At 59.3% G+C, this 17,685-nt stretch carries 17 protein-coding genes; 10 read left to right on the forward strand and 7 right to left on the reverse strand.

The genetic code is table 11. The annotated features are described in order from the left end of the window. Positions 1-28: 28 nt before the first annotated feature. Positions 29-883 (reverse strand): LysR family transcriptional regulator, encoded by an 855-nt coding sequence (locus TL5118_RS07715; protein WP_058243717.1) that lies wholly within the window; start codon positions 881-883, stop codon positions 29-31. Between the two features lie 303 nt (positions 884-1,186). Here TL5118_RS07715 and TL5118_RS07720 point away from each other — a divergent pair, with 303 nt between their 5' ends. Both TL5118_RS07720 and TL5118_RS07725 read left to right on the forward strand, forming a co-directional pair. Continuing rightward, complete coding sequence (locus TL5118_RS07720) at positions 1,187-1,660, forward strand: c-type cytochrome (RefSeq protein WP_058243716.1); 474 nt, start codon at positions 1,187-1,189, stop codon at positions 1,658-1,660. 6 nt (positions 1,661-1,666) lie between these two features. After that, on the forward strand, positions 1,667-2,557 hold the full coding sequence (locus TL5118_RS07725) for a cytochrome c (RefSeq protein ID WP_058243715.1): 891 nt from the start codon (positions 1,667-1,669) through the stop codon (positions 2,555-2,557). Between the two features lie 45 nt (positions 2,558-2,602). On the opposite strand, the gene lipA is transcribed toward TL5118_RS07725, so the two are convergent. Further along, positions 2,603-3,556, reverse strand: a complete 954-nt coding sequence (gene lipA, locus TL5118_RS07730) for a lipoyl synthase (protein WP_058243714.1) — start codon at positions 3,554-3,556, stop codon at positions 2,603-2,605. A 300-nt stretch (positions 3,557-3,856) separates the two neighbouring features. Between lipA and TL5118_RS07735 the strand changes: the two genes are divergently transcribed. Beyond that, a complete protein-coding gene (locus tag TL5118_RS07735; protein ID WP_058243713.1) occupies positions 3,857-4,408 on the forward strand; it encodes a peroxiredoxin in 552 nt (183 codons plus the stop codon). Between the two features lie 128 nt (positions 4,409-4,536). Beyond that, positions 4,537-5,229 (forward strand): VIT1/CCC1 transporter family protein, encoded by a 693-nt coding sequence (locus tag TL5118_RS07740; RefSeq protein WP_058243712.1) that lies wholly within the window; start codon positions 4,537-4,539, stop codon positions 5,227-5,229. Here the strand turns inward: TL5118_RS07740 and TL5118_RS07745 are convergent. Further along, positions 5,226-6,380, reverse strand: a complete 1,155-nt coding sequence (locus tag TL5118_RS07745) for a DUF6456 domain-containing protein (RefSeq protein WP_058243711.1) — start codon at positions 6,378-6,380, stop codon at positions 5,226-5,228. The genes TL5118_RS07740 and TL5118_RS07745 overlap by 4 nt on opposite strands. 235 nt (positions 6,381-6,615) lie before the next feature. Here TL5118_RS07745 and TL5118_RS07750 point away from each other — a divergent pair, with 235 nt between their 5' ends. After that, positions 6,616-6,930 carry a DUF6477 family protein gene (locus TL5118_RS07750; RefSeq protein WP_058243710.1) on the forward strand — a complete coding sequence of 105 codons (315 nt, stop codon included), beginning with the start codon at positions 6,616-6,618 and terminating at the stop codon, positions 6,928-6,930. A 1-nt stretch (position 6,931) separates the two neighbouring features. Here TL5118_RS07750 and TL5118_RS07755 read toward each other — a convergent pair whose 3' ends face one another. After that, on the reverse strand, positions 6,932-8,476 hold the full coding sequence (locus TL5118_RS07755) for a trimethylamine methyltransferase family protein (RefSeq protein ID WP_058243709.1): 1,545 nt from the start codon (positions 8,474-8,476) through the stop codon (positions 6,932-6,934). A gap of 236 nt (positions 8,477-8,712) precedes the next feature. On the opposite strand from TL5118_RS07755, the gene guaA reads away from it, so the two are divergent. From guaA to TL5118_RS07775, 4 genes are all read left to right on the forward strand, one after another. After that, a complete protein-coding gene (gene guaA / locus TL5118_RS07760) occupies positions 8,713-10,272 on the forward strand; it encodes a glutamine-hydrolyzing GMP synthase (protein ID WP_058243708.1) in 1,560 nt (519 codons plus the stop codon). A 134-nt stretch (positions 10,273-10,406) separates the two neighbouring features. Beyond that, on the forward strand, positions 10,407-11,495 hold the full coding sequence (locus tag TL5118_RS07765) for a glycosyltransferase family 8 protein (protein ID WP_082626291.1): 1,089 nt from the start codon (positions 10,407-10,409) through the stop codon (positions 11,493-11,495). A gap of 37 nt (positions 11,496-11,532) precedes the next feature. After that, complete coding sequence (locus tag TL5118_RS07770) at positions 11,533-12,402, forward strand: DMT family transporter (RefSeq protein WP_370701670.1); 870 nt, start codon at positions 11,533-11,535, stop codon at positions 12,400-12,402. Positions 12,403-12,530: 128 nt separating this feature from the next. Continuing rightward, the gene (locus tag TL5118_RS07775; protein WP_242601754.1) at positions 12,531-13,661 is read left to right on the forward strand and encodes an OmpP1/FadL family transporter; all 1,131 of its coding nucleotides are present in this window, start codon (positions 12,531-12,533) and stop codon (positions 13,659-13,661) included. A gap of 62 nt (positions 13,662-13,723) precedes the next feature. On the opposite strand, the gene TL5118_RS07780 is transcribed toward TL5118_RS07775, so the two are convergent. Continuing rightward, positions 13,724-14,497 (reverse strand): phytanoyl-CoA dioxygenase family protein, encoded by a 774-nt coding sequence (locus TL5118_RS07780; protein ID WP_058243705.1) that lies wholly within the window; start codon positions 14,495-14,497, stop codon positions 13,724-13,726. Between the two features lie 107 nt (positions 14,498-14,604). Between TL5118_RS07780 and TL5118_RS07785 the strand changes: the two genes are divergently transcribed. Continuing rightward, positions 14,605-15,354 carry a helix-turn-helix domain-containing protein gene (locus TL5118_RS07785; protein ID WP_165590029.1) on the forward strand — a complete coding sequence of 250 codons (750 nt, stop codon included), beginning with the start codon at positions 14,605-14,607 and terminating at the stop codon, positions 15,352-15,354. A 12-nt stretch (positions 15,355-15,366) separates the two neighbouring features. Here TL5118_RS07785 and TL5118_RS07790 read toward each other — a convergent pair whose 3' ends face one another. Together TL5118_RS07790 and TL5118_RS07795 are read right to left on the reverse strand one after the other, a co-directional pair. Continuing rightward, the gene (locus TL5118_RS07790) at positions 15,367-16,251 is read right to left on the reverse strand and encodes a formylglycine-generating enzyme family protein (protein ID WP_058243703.1); all 885 of its coding nucleotides are present in this window, start codon (positions 16,249-16,251) and stop codon (positions 15,367-15,369) included. Beyond that, positions 16,248-17,672, reverse strand: coding sequence for a sulfatase family protein (locus TL5118_RS07795; protein ID WP_058243702.1), 1,425 nt, complete (start codon positions 17,670-17,672; stop codon positions 16,248-16,250). The genes TL5118_RS07790 and TL5118_RS07795 overlap by 4 nt, the downstream gene beginning before the upstream one ends. Positions 17,673-17,685: the final 13 nt, after the last annotated feature.

Raw genomic sequence — 17,685 nt, forward strand, 5'->3', positions numbered from 1 at the left:
CTCAGGGGCGGTCTTTTGCATTTCCGGGTCAGGGGTGACTGGACAGACGTTCGCTGTGGCGCAGACTGGTCAGCACCTGACGCTTCAGCTGTTTCAGCCGCCGAATGCCTGACAAGTCGGGATGATTGCCAATGTGCAGAGGGATCATCTTGCCGGTCAGCTCAATGTCATAGCGTTTGAGCCAGGCAAACTGATCCCCAACATAGCTGGGCAATACCGCACGCCCAACGCCTGCCTGCACCATCATGGCCAGGGTTACGAAACTGTCAGAACTAAGCGTGATCTCATTGACCGGCACATGGTCGCGGTACCATTGCGCGGCCGGCGCCCGTTCCAGCACGCCAGAGAGGCCCAGCCAGCTGTTGCGGGCATCGGCCCGTTCATAAACCGCGAAGTCGAAATAGCCCGCCACCTCGGAATCCAGCTCATCCGCCATGCCATGACCGGGGCGCACCACCAGTTCGGTGCCCAGATGATCCAGTTGCTGCACTTCCTGCGCATGCATGAAGGACACAACCGGCAATGGGGTGCCTTCGGGGATCCGGGCCATACAGTCGACCAGCAAATACTGATTGATACAGTCCAGCGTAGATATGGCGATCGGCGCCACACCGCTTGCAGATTTCTGCGCGGCCCCTTGCCCGACCTTTTCCATCGAAGACATCACTTCACGCGCCGCTGACACGATCCTACGCCCCGAGGGCGTTAGCTCCATCAGGTCGCCGATCCGGTCAAACAGCGGCTGACCAACAGAATCCTCATAGGCCTGCACCCGCACCAGAACCTCTGTCGGCTCGCACCGCAATGTCTTGGCTGCGCGCCTCAGGCTGCTGCTTTCTAGCAGGGTCAAAACATAGCGAAAGTTTTCCCAGTTGCTGGGCACTGGCCTGTTCCTTTGTCCCGTGCGCCTTGGCGCATTTTCAACTAAGCGAATGATTATACTGCAGCCGAAAAGAAGAGCCGAGGCACAGCGGCATGATTGGCACAAATCGCGCCCCCAATTAGTGTATTTTTGTCGCACCTTTTGGGATCTGAACAACCCAGACGACCGAAGACCTAGCAGGCCACAAACCTAACGCGCAGAATCGCATCCCCCCTGACAGAGATGTGAAGACAGAACCGCGGGATTCGGCTTATCCTGCAGATGTTGAGACTTTGCCTTTACGACATTCAGGAGAGCCAGATTATGCGTCTAGCCAAGAAATTCATCACCCTCACTGCCCTTTCCCTAACCCTGTCTGCGCCCGCGATTGCGCAAGACGCCAAAGCAATTGATGGTGCCGTCAAAGCCCGCAAAGCGCAGATGTCCCTTTATGCCTTTAATCTGGGCATCCTTGGAAATATGGCCAAAGGTCAGGCCGACTATGACGCCGCTGTTGCACAGGGTGCCGCCAGCAGCCTTCTGGCCCTGATCCGTCTGGATGCGTCGCAAATGTGGCCCGCAGGCAGTGAACAAGGCGCCGCGGCCGGCAGCCGTGCCAAGCCTGAAATGTGGAACAACATGAATGACGTCATTGCCAAAGCCATGGCAATGCAGGCCGCCGCCGAAGCGATGGATGGCGCAGCCGGTCAAGGGTTGGAGGCGATGCAGGCCGCAATGGGCGGCGTTGGCGGGGCGTGCAGCGCTTGTCACAAAGCCTACCGCGGCCCTAAAGAGTAACCGCAGGTGCTGCGTTTGTTGAAATGGCTGGTCCTGCTGGGGGTTGCCGGACTGGGGCTGGGCTACTGGTTCACCCGCCCGGCCACGCTTGATCCGCTGGCGATGGATGGGTTGCAGGGGGATGCGGAGGCCGGTGCGCTGGTCTTTGCGGCGGGGGGGTGTGCCTCCTGCCACGCCGCGCCCGATGCCACCGGTGAGGCCAAGTTGATCCTTGCGGGCGGCCATGCCTTTCCCAGCGATTTCGGCACCTTCTATGCGCCGAACATTTCCCCCGATCCCACCCAGGGCATCGGCGGCTGGCAGGCCGTGGATCTGGCCAATGCGATGCTGTTTGGCACCAGCCCTACAGGCCAGCATTACTACCCGGCCTTTCCCTACACGTCTTACGACCGCACCTCGATGAAGGATATTGCCGACCTCTGGGCCTATATGCAGACGCTTCCTGCCTCGGAAACGCCAAGCAAAGCCCATGACGTAAGCTTCCCCTTCTCCATCCGCGCCAGTCTGGGGGGATGGAAACTGCTCTTTGCCGGCAGCGAGCCAACAGCGGTGGAGCCGACCAACGCCGAGATGCAACGCGGGCAATATCTGGTGGAGGTTCTGGGCCACTGCGGGGAATGCCACACCAGCCGCAACGCTTTGGGTGGGGTGAACTATGACGCCTGGCTAGGTGGTGCGCCGAATCCATCGGGTCAGGGCCGCATTCCCAACATCACCCCAGCCGCGCTGGACTGGTCCGAGGCCGATCTGGTGGAATATTTCACCTCAGGCTTCACACCTGATTTCGACAGTGCAGGTGGTGAAATGGCCGCCGTGGTGGAAAATCTGGCGAAACTGCCAGAAAGCGATCGCGCCGCCATTGCGGCCTATCTGAAAATGGTTCCGCCCGTTGAATGACCAACGGGCGGTGAAGGCGGTTTAACCTGTAAAACCGGGGGCGGCTTAGGCGCGGCCCAGTTTTTCCATCCGGGCCTGACGCAGGCGGGCGAAATCATCACCTGCGTGGTAAGACGACCGGGTCAACGGCGTGGCCGAGACCATCAGGAAGCCCTTGCCGTAAGCGGCTTTCTCATAGGCTTTAAACTCATCCGGGTGCACAAAACGATCCACGGCGTGGTGTTTCGGCGTCGGCTGCAGGTATTGGCCGATGGTCAGGAAGTCGATGTCCGCAGCGCGCATGTCATCCATAACCTGCAACACGGATTGTTTGTCTTCCCCCAGACCAACCATAATGCCGGATTTGGTGAACATGGTCGGGTCCAGCTCCTTCACCCGCTGCAAAAGGCGCAGCGAGTGGAAATACCGGGCCCCTGCCCGCACCTCAGGATAAAGGCCGGGAACAGTTTCAAGGTTGTGGTTGAAGACGTCAGGACGGGCTTCGATCACCACTTCCAGCACCTTGGGATCACAGCGCAGGAAATCCGGGGTCAGGATTTCAATGGTGGTGCTGGGGCTGCGATGACGGATGGCGCGAATGGTCTGGGCAAAGTGCTCTGCCCCGCCATCTTCAATATCGTCGCGGTCGACCGAGGTCACAACAACGTGGTTCAGTCCCAGCTTTGCAACAGCATCGGCAACCCGGCCCGGCTCAAACACGTCCAGCGCCTCAGGCGGCTTGCCGGTAGCGATGTTGCAGAAGGAACAGGCGCGGGTACAAACCTCACCCATGATCATCATGGTGGCGTGGCCTTGCGACCAGCACTCGCCCGCGTTGGGACAGCCTGCTTCTTCACAGACCGTGACCAGCTTGTGTTCGCGCATGATCTTATGGGTCTTCTTATACCCATCAGACACGGGCGCCTTTACGCGGATCCAATCGGGTTTCTTTGGCTGGGCATTGTCGGGCCGGTGGGCCTTTTCGGGATGCCGCTGCTCGGGAATCTTGAGGTCACGCACGTCTTTGATCCTGATTTCAACCTGTTGGTCAGCCCGGCATCACACCGGGGTCATTCCGACATACTATACCGCCGCCGCAGGGGAAGTACCATCATCGCATAGGAGGTATGCGTTCAAAACATGGTATTATGTTGCATTGCAGCAGACGATACGGGATGCGACGCCAACAGACTGCCATTGCGTCAATTTTCCAACGCACCGGCAATTCTGCACCGCAGCGACATTCTGATCTGGCCGCTAATTTGGAATCGTTATAAAGAGGCGCCCGAACAGTCAAAATTCGAATAAAGGGACGAATCCATGCAAACTGGCCAGAAGCTGCCCAACGTGACCTTCCGCACCCGTGTCCGTGACGAGTCGATTGAAGGCCCGAACCCGTTCCGCTGGCAGGACATGAGCAGCGACGACTATTTCGCAGGCAAACGCGTTATCCTGTTCTCGCTGCCGGGCGCCTTCACCCCGACCTGCTCGACCTACCAGCTGCCGGGTTTCGAAGACAACTTCGCCAAGTTCAACGAGCTGGGCATCGAAGACATCTACTGCATGTCCGTAAACGACAGCTTCGTGATGAACAAATGGGCCGAAGCGCAGGGCATCAAGAACGTCAAAGTGATCCCCGATGGCTCCGGTGAATTCACCCGCAAGGCCGGTATGCTGGTCGCCAAGGACAACCTGGGCTTCGGCATGCGCTCCTGGCGCTACGCCGCCATCATCAACAACGGTGTTGTTGAAGCATGGTTCGAAGAGCCGGGCCTCAGCGACAACCACGGCGAAGATCCCTACGGCGAAAGCTCGCCCGAGAACCTGCTGAAGTACCTGGAAAACGCAGGTGCCGAGGTCGCCGCAGAGTAATCTGCCGCCTCAGGTAAAGACGCAAGCCCCGTAGCCGGAAACGGCTGCGGGGTTTTCATTTGCGCAGGATCAATTGCCGCGCGTCGTTTGGCTGCCATATTAACGCAGAAGCGTTAGGAGGCACCGAAATGGCACTGAGCTTACGCGGATCATTGAAACAGGTGATCTATGGCGGAAATGACGGCATTGTCACCACCTTTGCCATTGTCGCAGGCTTCGCAGGCGCGGGCGCAGATGGCGCTGCGCAGATCGGCGCCTTTGCGGTCGTCCTGTTTGGGCTGGCAAACCTTCTGGCCGATGCATTGTCGATGGGCATGGGCGAATACCTCTCCGCGCGTTCACAGCATCAGGTCTATCGGCGTAGCCTGCGCGAAACACGTGCGCTGCTGGACAGGGCCCCTGAGCAGGGTCTGGCCCAGCTGATCACAGGCTTCCGCGCACAAGGGTTGGCGGAGGATCAGGCAACACAGGCAGCCGCCGCAGTGATTACCAACACGGATGCAGCAGCGGCGCAGATTTTGATATTGGATCAGGGCCTTACCCCGCCAGACCGTGACAATCCCGCGCTGAACGGCATGGTAACTTTCGTGGCTTTCGTATGCTTTGGCCTCATGCCGGTCTCCCCCTATCTGATCGGGATTGAGCCTGCGCAGCAGTGGACCACTGCGATTATCTGCACCTTGGTTGCCTTGACCGCCCTCGGCCTATTGCGGGTGCGGGCCACCGATGAAAACGCCCCGAAAGCCCTGGTCGAGACCGTGGGTATTGGCGGACTTTGTGCTGCGGTGGCCTATGGTGTTGGCTGGGTTCTCGGCGGCTAGCCGATCAGCGCCCCCTCCTCCCCCAGCCCCTCATAGTGCTGGCGCAATCGCTGCAGCGCGATGCGCAGGACGATCTTGCCAGAGCGCGCCGACCAGCCCATGCGTTTTTCGGCGGTCTCCAACCCTTCCAGATAACAACAGCAGCGCAGCACCACATCGCCCAGCCCCGGTCCCAGATCATGCAGGGCAGCGGCGGTGCGCGCCCGCGCGGCCTCTGGCCCGAACGCCATCAAGGGTGCGGTATCAGCACCGCCGCCCCGCAGCGGGTTCCAATGATCCTCCTGCGATTGGGTCAACTGCGCCAACTCATAATCTTCGCGCAGGCGCTCGCCCGCCTGCACCAGCGCCTCCTCAAGAAAGGGTTGACCGCTTTTGTCACGACGGCGCGCCAGCAGGGCCAGCGGGGTTTCCCCCTGCGCCAATCTGCGGCGCTGGCTGTCGCTGAAACGGGGCAAGGGAAACGGGGTGGCGCCCGCAGGAACCGGTTGTGCGCCCTCAAAATGCGCGGCAGATTCGGCCATGCCCGGTGGCGCGGCGGGGCTGTCGCTGGGCTGCGTCTGTAGCAACTGTCGCCCGGCCTCTGACAGGCGGTAGCGCGACACACGGCCGGGGGCGTCACACTCAATCCAGCCCTGCAGCGCCAGCGCCTCGGCCAAGGCCCGGGCCACCACGGTTTTCTGCGCCGGATCGCTGCCTGCAATCACCGCCTTTTCCATATCTGCAGCCACCGCCAGAACCCGGCCCTCCGCCGTGAGGGCCTGTAAAACGGGCAAAGCCTGCTGCAGCAGGTCGGGCGTGCTGTGGGGCGGGTCAAATGAGGGGACGGTGTTCATTTCAAGCTCCTTCTTGCAGCGGCGTGGCATTTGGTTTTCAGCAACGGGAGGGCGGGCACTGGGCAACAGGCGCGTGGTTCCTTTGGTGACTTGGCGACCAAGACGACACAGCGCTTGGTCGATCAGCCCGTCGTCGCGGCGGTTTTCCAGCTTGCGGATTTGCCGCATAACGGTTGAGGCATGGCAGCCCCTTTCCCGAGCCAGCCGCCGCATCGAGAGCCCCTGTTCGACATGCGCCAGATAGAGCTGAGCATCGACCGGCAGCCATTCCGGCATGTTGAGGCAATCCGCTGAGGGATCAGGCCCGTTCCATGACATTGCGCCCTCCTCTGGCCCAAACGGCGAGCCGCACGGACCATTTCTTTACCCTTTGGTGAAATTCACAACCTAGAGGTGAGACATCTAAGTATTGGTTAACAAATCAGAACTGTTTCCATCATTGTTTCCAAAATGTGAACAACGCTGAAAGGCGCCGCACGCTGCTCGCGTCGCGCGCAACACCCCTAAAAGCTGTGGTATGGCTGCCCGCCTTACCCCTGATTGGAGAGGGAACATGTGTGAATTAACGATTGCTTTGAAGACGTTAAAGCGGCCACGCCTGCTGACCGCGGCGGCGCGGCACGGGCTGCCACCCTATCGGCGCGAACGTCACCTCAGCCGAATATTGCGTCAGGACAGCCTCCCAACGCCGCGAAAAGCGTTAACCAAACTGCTGGATCTGGAAACAGAGATGAACGCGCGGCGGCAGCAGGCCCAAAATGACTACTGCATTGCCGATCATGTTGCGGTGCTGACCGCCCTCATGGCAGAGGCGCGCCTTTTGCAAAGCGCGCCTCCAAACATCTCTCAGCGGTTGGAACCGGCCTAGATCAGCCAATTACATCCGGCATCGAGGCCTTTTTGTTGGCGATATAGCTGTTCAGCGCCTCATTCACCGCCGGATCAATTGCCGGCTGCTGGTAATCGGCCAGCAGTTTCTCCACCCGCGCGGAGGCCAGCGCCATGGTGTCACGGCTGCCTTCTTCGGCCCAGGTTTCAAACGGTTTGTAATCCAACAGGTCCGAACGCCAGAAGGCGGTTTTGAAGTTGGCCTGCGTATGGGCGCAGCCCAGGAAGTGGCCGCCCGGGCCGACCTCACGGATTGCATCCATGGCCTGCGCGTTGTCATCAATGGCAACGCCCTGCGCCATCTTGTGCAGCGCGCCCAGCTGATCGGCGTCCATCACAAACTTCTCATAAGAAGCGGCAAGGCCACCTTCCAGCCAGCCACAGGCGTGCAGCATGAAGTTCACACCTGCCAGCAGCCCCATATTCAGGCTGTTTGCGGTTTCATATGCGGCCTGCGCATCCGGCAGTTTAGAGCCACAGAAAGATCCCGCGGAACGATAAGGCAGACCCAGACGGCGGGCCAACTGACCGGCGCCATAGGTGATCTGGCTGGCTTCAGGGGTGCCGAAGGTCGGCGCGCCCGAGTTCATATCGATCGAGGTCACAAAGGCGCCCATGATCACCGGCGCACCGGGGCGGATCAGCTGGCTGTAGGCAATGCCGGCCAGACCTTCGGCCAGAACCTGCGTCAGCGTGCCCGCAACCGAAACCGGCGCCATCGCACCACCCACAATGAAGGGCGAGATGATGCAGGCCTGATTGTTCTGCGCATAGACCTCAAGCGCGCCCATCATCACATCGTCGAAGGTCATCGGCGAGTTGATGTTGATGAGCGAGGTCATCACGGTGTTTTCCTGCACGAAGTCTTTGCCGAACAGGATCTCACACATCTCCACGCTGTCCTGCGCCCGGCTGGGTTCCGTGACCGAGCCCATGAACGGCTTGTCCGACAGGGTCATATGGGCGTGCAGCATGTCTAGGTGACGTTTGTTCACCGCAACATCCGTGGGTTCGCAGACGGTACCGCCGGAATGGTGCAGCCATTTCGACATGTAGCCCAGCTTCACGAAGTTCTGGAAATCTTCCATTTTCGCATAGCGGCGGCCCCCTTTCGCATCATGCACGAAGGGCGGGCCATAGACCGGGGCCAGCACCAGATTGTTGCCACCGATCACCACGTTACGCTCAGGGTTGCGGGCGTGCTGGGTGAACTGCGACGGCGCGGTGGCGCAAAGTTTGCGCGCCAGACCTTTGGGGATCCGCACCCGTTCGCCCTGCACATCGGCACCGGCATCGCGCCATCGGTCAAGCGCGGCGGGGTTGTTGACGAAGTTGACGCCAACCTCTTCCAGAATGGTTTCGGCGTTGGCCTCAATGATCTCCAGCGCTTCTTCGGTCAGAACCTCGAAGTTGGGGATATTGCGCTCAATATATTTGGCGGTTTCAAACGATACCGCGCTGCGCGCTGCCCGACGGGCTGCACCGCCGCCACCTCTTGCTCTTCTGCGGGTTCCTGTTTCGGACATGACGCCCCCTCAAGTGCTGGTTCAAACGTTAGACAAAGATGTAACGCGCCCTGCCCGCCCCCTTGATGCCGGGAACGTCACCCAAGGCGCAAAAGCGACATTGCGGCGATTGAAACCCCGCGAAATCCGCATCTCATTCCAAAGCGCGACATATATCAGCGCCTTAAACGCGGCAATTGTGCATTTGCAGCACGCGCCCCCTTGCGTCAGCGCCGCCTCTTACCTAATAGGCAAACATGACCCAGACATCACACGACCGCCTTCTCATCATCGACTTCGGCAGCCAGGTCACGCAGCTGATTGCACGGCGCCTGCGCGAGCTGAACGTCTATTGCGAAATCCACCCCTATCAGAACGTCACCATCGACTTTGTGCGCGACATGGCGCCAAAGGCCGTGATCTTCTCCGGTGGGCCTGACAGCGTCACCCGTGAGGGCAGCCCGCGCGCGCCTGAAGGGATCTTTGAGCTGGGTGTGCCGATCCTTGGAATCTGCTACGGTCAGCAGGTGATGATGCACCAGCTGGGCGGCAAGGTCGAAAGTGGCCACGGCACCGCCGAATTTGGCCGCGCCTTTGTCACCCCTGAAAACAGCCTGGATATTCTGGATGGCTGGTTCGCGGACGGCGACGAACAGGTCTGGATGAGCCACGGCGATCACGTCAGTGAAATCGCCCCGGGGTTTGAGGTCTACGGCACCTCCCCCAATGCGCCTTACGCGATCACCGCCGACACCAAACGTCATTTCTACGCGGTTCAGTTCCACCCCGAGGTGCACCACACCCCGAAAGGTGCAAAGCTGTATGAGAACTTTGTCAAACTGGCAGGGTTCTCGGGCGATTGGACCATGGGTGCCTACCGTCAGGAAATGATCGAAGACATTCGCGCGCAGGTCGGCGACAAAAAGGTCATCTGCGCCCTGTCTGGCGGCGTTGACAGCTCGGTCACCGGGATCCTGCTGCACGAAGCGATCGGCGATCAGCTGACCTGTGTTTTTGTTGACCACGGTCTGCTGCGCAAGGATGAGGCCAAAGAAGTCGTCGCCATGTTCCGCGACAACTACAATCTGAACCTGATCCACGCCGACGAAAGCGATCTGTTCTTGGGTGAGTTGGAGGGCGTCAGCGACCCCGAAACCAAGCGCAAGATCATCGGCAAGCTGTTTATCGACGTGTTCCAGAAATACGCCGATCAGATCGAAGGGGCGGAGTTCCTGGCACAGGGCACCCTGTACCCTGACGTGATTGAATCGGTTTCCTTCTCTGGTGGTCCTTCGGTCACTATCAAATCGCACCACAACGTGGGCGGCCTGCCTGAGAAGATGGGCCTGAAACTTGTGGAACCGCTGCGTGGTCTGTTCAAGGATGAGGTCCGCGTGCTGGGCCGCGAGTTGGGCCTGCCGGCCAGCTTCATCGGCCGCCACCCCTTCCCCGGGCCGGGTCTGGCGATCCGCTGCCCTGGTGAGATCACCCGTGACAAACTGGATATCCTGCGCGAAGCAGATGCGGTCTATATCGATCAGATCCGCAAGCACGGTCTGTATGACGAGATCTGGCAGGCCTTTGCCGCGATCTTGCCGATGCGCACCGTGGGTGTGATGGGCGATGGCCGCACCTATGACTATGCGGTGGGCCTGCGCGCTGTGACCTCAGTCGATGGTATGACTGCGGATTACTACCCGTTCAGCCACGAATTCCTGGGCGAAACCATGACCCGCATCATCAATGAGGTGAAAGGCGTGAACCGCGTGTTCTACGACGTTACCTCAAAACCGCCGGGTACCATTGAGCTGGAATAATCCACGCTAACATATTGGTTGAGCAAACAATTCGCAGGCGGCGCCCCAACGGGCGCCGCCTGATTTCGTTCTGCGGCATGCCCAATCGCAACATAAACCCCGGTTTAATAGGCCCGGATTAGGCCCTACGTTTAATTGTCAGCCCCCTCGACGGATTTTTACGGTCATGCAGTCCCCAGAGGAGCAGGACCAGATGCCAACGTCGCCATTTCCCCCATGTCACCTATGCGTTCAACGCGGGCTTTGTGCGGCAGGGGCTGATCTCGATCTATTCGCTGCTGGTCGCGACCCACGGCAAGGTGGCGGTGGTGGTGCACATAGATGCCCCCGCCGAGGAGCTGAGCCACGGCATCAAAGCGCTGAGTGCGCTGTTCCCCGACGCCCAGATCACCCAACACATTAACCCTGATCTGCCACAGCAGGATCACCCACATCTGAAACATGGCCGCCCCTATACCCATTGGATGATGACAGCGCTGGCCTCAACCAAGGTCAAAACCCTCTACGTTGATGGGGACACGCTGTTTGTCGATGATCCGACGCCGCTTTACCATCTGGACCTTGAGGGCAAGCTGCTGGCGGGTGTGCCGGACACGCGTTTTGAAATCCTGCACCATAAAATCGGCCTCTGGTCGCGGTTTGGCGCCCTTGGTGTGGCCTGTAGAAGGCCGTTCCGGCAAGTGATCGCGACGCAAAAACACGACCTGCATAGGGCGCAATACATCAACGCCGGCCTGTTGCTGGTGGATATGCCCGCGCTGCGCCGGGCCGGTTTGGCAGAGCAGCTGGATGGCTACAAATCCTACAGCCAGATCTACGATCACAAGGGCTGGACCAATTGCGATCAGGATTGGTTCAACTATCTGTTTGGCACCCAGCGCGACGCCATTCAGCTGCTTTCTGCCCGCTGGAACCTGCTGGCCAATCTGGCCAATATGGATCGGCTTTGGGCCATTTCTGTTCCCAGCAAAATCCGCGCGGCCTACCGCAGGGCACAGAACAATCCGGCGCTTTATCATTTTGCCGGCAGCGTCTTCAAACCCTGGCAAAGCCAGCCTCTGCAACGCCCGATGAGTCCCCTCCAAAAACGCGCGCTGGGGGCCTGGTATCAAGCCGCCATCACCTTTTCTGCAAAAACCGGGATGGACATTCCACCGATGATAGAGAAAATCAGCCGGATTGCAGAAAAGGAACGCCACAAATGGACCTCTACATTCGCCTGAGCCCACGTGCCACGGGGCCCCGTTTGGGGCGACCAGCATGATCAGCCAGACCTTTGCCGCCATTTTGTGGATGTCGGGCGCGATTGTCTCGTTTTCATCCATGGCCGTGGCGGGACGCGCCATCAGTTTTGAACTCGATACCTTCGAGATCATGATGTACCGCAGCTTCGTAGGCTTCGCGATTGTACTGGTCGTGGCAACGGCGACGGGCCACTTGGGTGACGTGACCAAGCGTCACTTGGGAACCCACGCCATTCGCAATTTCAGCCACTTCGCCGGACAGAACCTCTGGTTTTATGCGTTGACTGTGATTCCTTTGGCACAGGTCTTTGCTCTGGAGTTTACATCGCCGCTTTGGGCCATCGCCCTGTCTGCGATTGTGCTGGGGGAACGCATCACCCGGACACGTGGCATTGCGGCACTGATCGGCTTCATCGGCATTCTGATCGTCGCCCGCCCCAGCCCCGACAGCCTGAATGTTGGCCAATTGGCTGCCGCGCTTGCCGCCATTGGTTTTGCCGGCTCCGCCGTCTTCACCCGCAAGTTGACGCGCAGCGAAACCATCACCTGTATCCTGTTCTATCTGACGCTGATGCAGGCGGTTTTTGGAATAATTGCAGCAGGTTATGACGGTGACGTGGCCCTGCCCTCAGCCCAATCCGTTCCCTGGCTGGTGCTGATTGCTGTTGCCGGGCTGGTTGCGCATTTCTGTCTGACAACCGCCCTGAAACTGGCGCCGGCCACGGTTGTCATGCCAATCGATTTCATTCGCCTGCCGTTGATCGCGGTGATCGGCATGCTGCTTTATGCCGAGGCATTGGACCCTTGGGTGTTCCTGGGCGCGGCGGTCATTTTTGGCGCGAACTACCTCAACATCCGTGCAGAAATGCCACGTAACCCAAAATAGACACAGCATCGCTTTCTCCACAAACTGCGACAAGTTTACGCTGGGGCTGCGTTGACAGGCGGAATCTTGCTTGGCTATGCCTGACAGACGCACAAGTTTGTGAAGGGGAGGAATGCATGCAGCGTTATATGGTAGGAGCCGCAGTACTGGCTCTGACGGCAGGAGCAGCACAGGCGGGCGGGATCGACCGGTCGGGCCAAAGTATTGCGCCGATTTTTGAAGACGGTAACTACGTTGAGTTCAGCTTTGGCCACGTCAAACCTAAGGTATCGGGCGAGCAGGTAAATAATCTTTTTGGGCCCGGTCCGGTCGTTGTAGTGCCGGGTCTCGGCCAATCGTCGGGGAACATGACGGGCAGCTACAACCTGCCGGGTTTCGCCTTTAAAACCGACATTAATGAGAAACTGTCAGCGGCCATCATTCTCGATAGCCCGTATGGCGCGGATGTGGACTACAGCTATGTAGATCCTTTGGCTCCATATGCCTACACCGGCTCCAACGCAACGATCGACTCGCGCGGGATCACCGCCGTTCTGAAATACGACATCAGCGATCGTTTCTCGGTTCATGCTGGTGCCCGCAACGTGACGACCAATGGCAACGTCACGTTGTTCAACGGCTATCAGATGGAAACCACGAACGAGAGTGATTGGGGTTACCTGATCGGTGCGGCTTACGAAATTCCGGACATCGCGCTGCGTGCAGCACTGACCTACAACTCGGCAATCACGCACAACTTCACCACCACTGAGAACGGCGTGTTCGACAGCCCAATGGAAACGGTTATCCCCCAGTCGGTTAACTTTGATTTCCAAACTGGCATTGCCGAAGGCACGTTGCTGATGGCGTCGGTTCGCTGGGTTGAGTGGACTGCCTTCGACATTTCGCCAACGGCCTATGTGGCTTCGCCGACCAACCTCGACAATTCACCTCTGCTTTCTTACGACAACGATACCTTCACCTACAGCCTTGGCATCGGTCGCCAGTTGACCGACAAACTGTCGGGCTCGGTAACGCTGGGCTATGAGAAGTCGACCGGTGGATTCTCGAGCAACCTTGGTCCGACCGATGGCTACACCTCGATCTCACTGGGTCTGAAGTATCAGGTCACCGATGGCACAGCGATCTCGGGCGGCATTCGCTTTGCGAAACTGGGTGACGCTGAAACGCAGAACCCCAGCGTTCTGGGCCAGACCTTTGGCGATTTTGACGACAATACCGCGACAGCAATTGGTCTGAAAATCAGCCACAGCTTCTAAAGCGTTTAGACGCGAAAAGAATCGGGTGGGGCTAACGCCCCGCCCGTTTTTTATTACCAGGTCTAGATCTTCGCCGCCTTTTTCAGCCGTTCATCCAGCGCTTTTTGGTAAGCCGCTTTTGCCGCCTCATCCACCTGGGCGCTTTTGGCGTAGTAGATGAAGCCAAGCGCCTGACGCGACCGTGTGGGTGAGTTATTGGCGCCGGCCCAATGCACCGTTTTGGCATGATGCATCAGAAAGGTGCCGGCGGGGCCCGGGAAACTGACCGTGTTGGCGTGATCTGCTTCGGTGCCGAAATCTGTCATCCCTTGTGAAAAGCCCAGCATTCCGCTCTGGCCATGATCGCGAAACCCGCCCTTATGGGATCCCCGCAGATAGTGGATGCAGCCGTTTTCCGCATCGACCTCTTCCAGCGCCAGCCAGCCGGTCACCGCCTCACACGGGGTGAGGTGGAAAAACACGCCATCCTGATGGGGCGGGGTTGGTTGGCCGATGCCCGCAGGTTTGTTGAAATACTGCATGTTGATCGGCACAACCTCATCCTGCAGAACCTCCTCGGCGATCCGGCGCGCGGGGCCGTTCAGCATCATCTCAGCAAACCAATCGTCATAGTGAAACATCTGCTGCAGCTGTTTCAGCGTGCTGCGGTCGGCGCGCTCCTCATAATAGACCTGCGCCTCGGGCATCTGGGGCACTTTTTCACGCACAAACCGATCCAATTGACGCCGGATCTCAGCCACTTCGGGCGCAGAGTACAGCGCATCGACATGGACATATCCATCCCTGTCGAAGTCAGATTTCAGAGGTCTCTCGGCTTGTTTGGTGTCATTTTTCATCTCGGGGTTTCCTTTTCTGTTCTGCCTCAGCCTAGGTTCTCCAAAGCCCTTTCCCTATTGAGCAGATCGGCTAAAATATAGGAAATCCGATGAACTCTGAGGGGATAGTGGACACAGGCCTGAACATATTGCGGCTGGATCTGGGGCGGTTTGACCGGCGGTTCGGCATTGGTCCGGCCTGTTGGCCATTCTTTGACCTGTTGTGGATCCATAGCGGCTCTGTTCAGATCAGAATTGGTGGGGCTAATCTGACCCTTCAGGCTCCAGACGGGGTGCTGATCGCACCGGATGTTGCCTTTGAGGGGCGCTCGCAGGGGGCGGATGCCTCGATTTGTCATTTCGACTGGACAGCGCCGGATCTGGCATGTCCGCACGGATTTCTGCGTCCAGGGCTGGTGGCCGGGGCCAATCTGCAAACGATGATCCGTCTGCTGCACAGGCACGCCGCCCAAAACGCATCGGCGGAGATCCGGAAACGTCTGTTACGGGCCATTTTGGATGGGTTTTCACCACCTGCCGAAACCGATCCCCCCAGCCGCGTTGATCGCGCCTGGCAAGAGGCAACGGAGAAGCTGGCCGAGATCCGCAGCCTGCAGGACGTGGCCGCGCTGGCGGGCCTGTCAGAAAGCAGTTTCCGCGCCGAGCATCGGACGCAACACGGCGCGCCGGCGGGGCGTCATTTACAAAGGTTAAAATTGCGCCATGCCGCGCGGCTGCTGACAACCACCGGACTGACCCTGTCGGATGTTGCTGCGCAGGTTGGGTTTGCCCACGCCGAAAGCCTGTCTGCCGCCTTCAGCCGTCACTATGGTCAATCGCCGGGACGCTATCGTCGCGCCCATCGGCATCTGGCATGATTAGCCTAGAATTTAGGTCGGCCGCAGAACGCAGCGAAATCCAAGATGGTTAGTGGTAGACCGCACCTCTTGCGGGCTGCGCGCGGCGGCGCGGTAGCGGCGGCAATAGCTTGGCGCACAGAGAAAGGAGCCGCCTTTGGTGACATAGCTTTGCCCCGGCAAAACCGTTCTGCTGGGGGTGCAACAGGCGCCAGATTGCGCCCGGGAATGCCCATTGCGATAGGGCGTCACCGTCCATTCCCACACATTGCCGATCATGTTGTAAAGGCCAAAACGGCTGCGCTGTCCCTGCCTTGACGCACAGGACAGAAACCGACCCTTCTTTCTGTTTTTATGGGGAAATTCACCGTGCCAGATGTTGGCCATACGGCGCCCGTTGGGCATCAGTTGGTCGCCCCATGGATATTCGGTGGAGACCCCATCGCGGGCAGCAAACTCCCACTCTTTTTCCGTTGGCAGCGCCTTGCCCGCCCAGGCCGCATAGGCCATCGCATCATTGAGTGAGACCTGAACCACCGGATGATCCAAGCGGCCCAGCAGGTCAGAGCCCGGACCCTCAGGCTGATACCAGCAGGCCCCCGGCACAAAGCGCCACCATTGGCGAAAATCCCCCAAGGGCACCGGGTGATCGGTCATGGTAAACACCAGACCGCCGGGTTCACGCGCCTCAGGCGGCAGATCCGGTGCTTCGCATTGCGGGATCGCCTTTTCAGCGTCGCTGACATAGCCGGTGTCCAGCACAAAGCGGCGGAATTCGGCGTTGGTGACCGTGGCCTCATCGATGGCAAAGGGGCGCACCTCGGCCATATGGGCCGGGGCCTCCTCAGGGTAATGATGGTTACTGCCCATCTGGAAAATGCCGCCTTTCAGCGCCACCATACCCGCCGTCTTGATCATTCCCAGCCCTTTACAAATCCACGATCGCCATCAACGACACCCAGATCTTCCTTCAGATCCGCGCACTCCTGCACAAAGGCGGCAAGCTGATCCTGCAATGCTGCAAATTCTGCTGACAGATCCGGCTGACCGTCATTTGTCAGGCAGCGCAATTCCTTTGGGTCGGCGGCAAGATCATAAGCCTCATCGCCATTGTCCGGGTCATTGATGTAGCTGCGGGTCTTGGTGCGGATCGCATGGGTCAGGCTGGGGTGACGACCGGACTTTGGCATGCCGGAGGGCCAGCTGGTGCCGATGAAGCCGTGATAGTCGCCGACCTGCGCAAAGACGGCGTCCCGAAGAGGCGCCTCATGCCCGTCCCGCACCCATGGCAGCAGCGAATGCCCCTGATTTCGTGGCGCGGTGATGCCCGCCATGTCAAGGATGGTTGGGAACAGATCCACCGTGCTGACCAAGTCCTCAATGCGGCGCGGTCCCGGCTCCTTGGCGCCGGCGGGTGGCACAATCACCATGGGGACGTGCAGCAAACAACCATATAGGGATTCCGATTTGTTAAAGAGCCCCTTCTCCCCGGTATAATCACCATGGTCCGAGCCAAGGATGATCCAGGTGTTTTCCAGCAGCCCCTTTTCAGACAGCGCCTTATGCAGCCGTGCCATTTCATCATCGATGTAGCGGATCATGCCGTAATAGACCGCCAGCACTTTGCGAAAATCTGCCTCGGATCCCAGCTCTGTGCCAACATCTGCACGGGCTTTGGCCTGCCAGGCGGGCAGATCAGCTGAATCGCCTGCCTCGGGCAGGGTCAGGCTGTCAGGGTCATACATGGTGTCATAGGGGTGCGGCACGAAATAGGGCGGATGCGGATCGTCATAGGCCAGATGCAGGAAGAACGGCCGGCCCGTGGCCTCAGCCTGATCCAGCATGCGTAGCGCGCGATCGGTCAGAAGGGCCGAATTGCCATCCTTGGCCTCACAGTCAATCGCACCCGAAGACCAGGCCACATCTTTGCGGCCCGATTTGATATGCGCGATCCAGCTGTCAAACAGCGGGCCGCGTTCGTGCATCGGCGCCTGTTCATGCCAGCCGCGGCTAAGGTTGCGCTCAGGCTCATAATGGCCCAGGGCCGCGGTGTAATAGCCTGCGTCCTGCAACAGCTCCGCCAGTTGCGGCAGGTTATAAGCCACCCGGTTTTGGTGGCAGGTCGCGCCATGCACCTGCGGGAACATGCCCGTGTGCACCGAAGCGCGCGAGGGGGTGCAGATCGGCGCCGCCGCATAGGCCTGATCGAACACCCAGCCAGACGCGGCCAGGTGATCACAATAAGGCATCTCAATCTCAGTGTTGCCCATGAAGGACATCGCCGAGGCCTTGGCCTGATCAAACATCAGGTAGACGATATTGGGGCGCTGAACTGCCATCTGATCCCCCTGC

Source organism: Thalassovita autumnalis, assembly GCF_001458255.1.
GTDB lineage: Bacteria > Pseudomonadota > Alphaproteobacteria > Rhodobacterales > Rhodobacteraceae > Thalassobius > Thalassobius autumnalis.

Excerpts from the sequence above, each read along its gene's own strand:
- TL5118_RS07720 (WP_058243716.1), top strand. The coding sequence starts at position 1,187 with ATGCGTCTAGCCAAGAAATTCATCACCCTCACTGCCCTTTCCCTAACC.
- TL5118_RS07735 (WP_058243713.1), top strand. The coding sequence starts at position 3,857 with ATGCAAACTGGCCAGAAGCTGCCCAACGTGACCTTCCGCACCCGTGTC.
- TL5118_RS07740 (WP_058243712.1), top strand. The coding sequence starts at position 4,537 with ATGGCACTGAGCTTACGCGGATCATTGAAACAGGTGATCTATGGCGGA.
- TL5118_RS07745 (WP_058243711.1), bottom strand. The coding sequence starts at position 6,380 with ATGTCATGGAACGGGCCTGATCCCTCAGCGGATTGCCTCAACATGCCG.
- TL5118_RS07750 (WP_058243710.1), top strand. The coding sequence starts at position 6,616 with ATGTGTGAATTAACGATTGCTTTGAAGACGTTAAAGCGGCCACGCCTG.
- TL5118_RS07755 (WP_058243709.1), bottom strand. The coding sequence starts at position 8,476 with ATGTCCGAAACAGGAACCCGCAGAAGAGCAAGAGGTGGCGGCGGTGCA.
- guaA (WP_058243708.1), top strand. The coding sequence starts at position 8,713 with ATGACCCAGACATCACACGACCGCCTTCTCATCATCGACTTCGGCAGC.
- TL5118_RS07770 (WP_370701670.1), top strand. The coding sequence starts at position 11,533 with ATGATCAGCCAGACCTTTGCCGCCATTTTGTGGATGTCGGGCGCGATT.
- TL5118_RS07775 (WP_242601754.1), top strand. The coding sequence starts at position 12,531 with ATGGTAGGAGCCGCAGTACTGGCTCTGACGGCAGGAGCAGCACAGGCG.
- TL5118_RS07780 (WP_058243705.1), bottom strand. The coding sequence starts at position 14,497 with ATGAAAAATGACACCAAACAAGCCGAGAGACCTCTGAAATCTGACTTC.
- TL5118_RS07790 (WP_058243703.1), bottom strand. The coding sequence starts at position 16,251 with ATGATCAAGACGGCGGGTATGGTGGCGCTGAAAGGCGGCATTTTCCAG.
- TL5118_RS07795 (WP_058243702.1), bottom strand. The coding sequence starts at position 17,672 with ATGGCAGTTCAGCGCCCCAATATCGTCTACCTGATGTTTGATCAGGCC.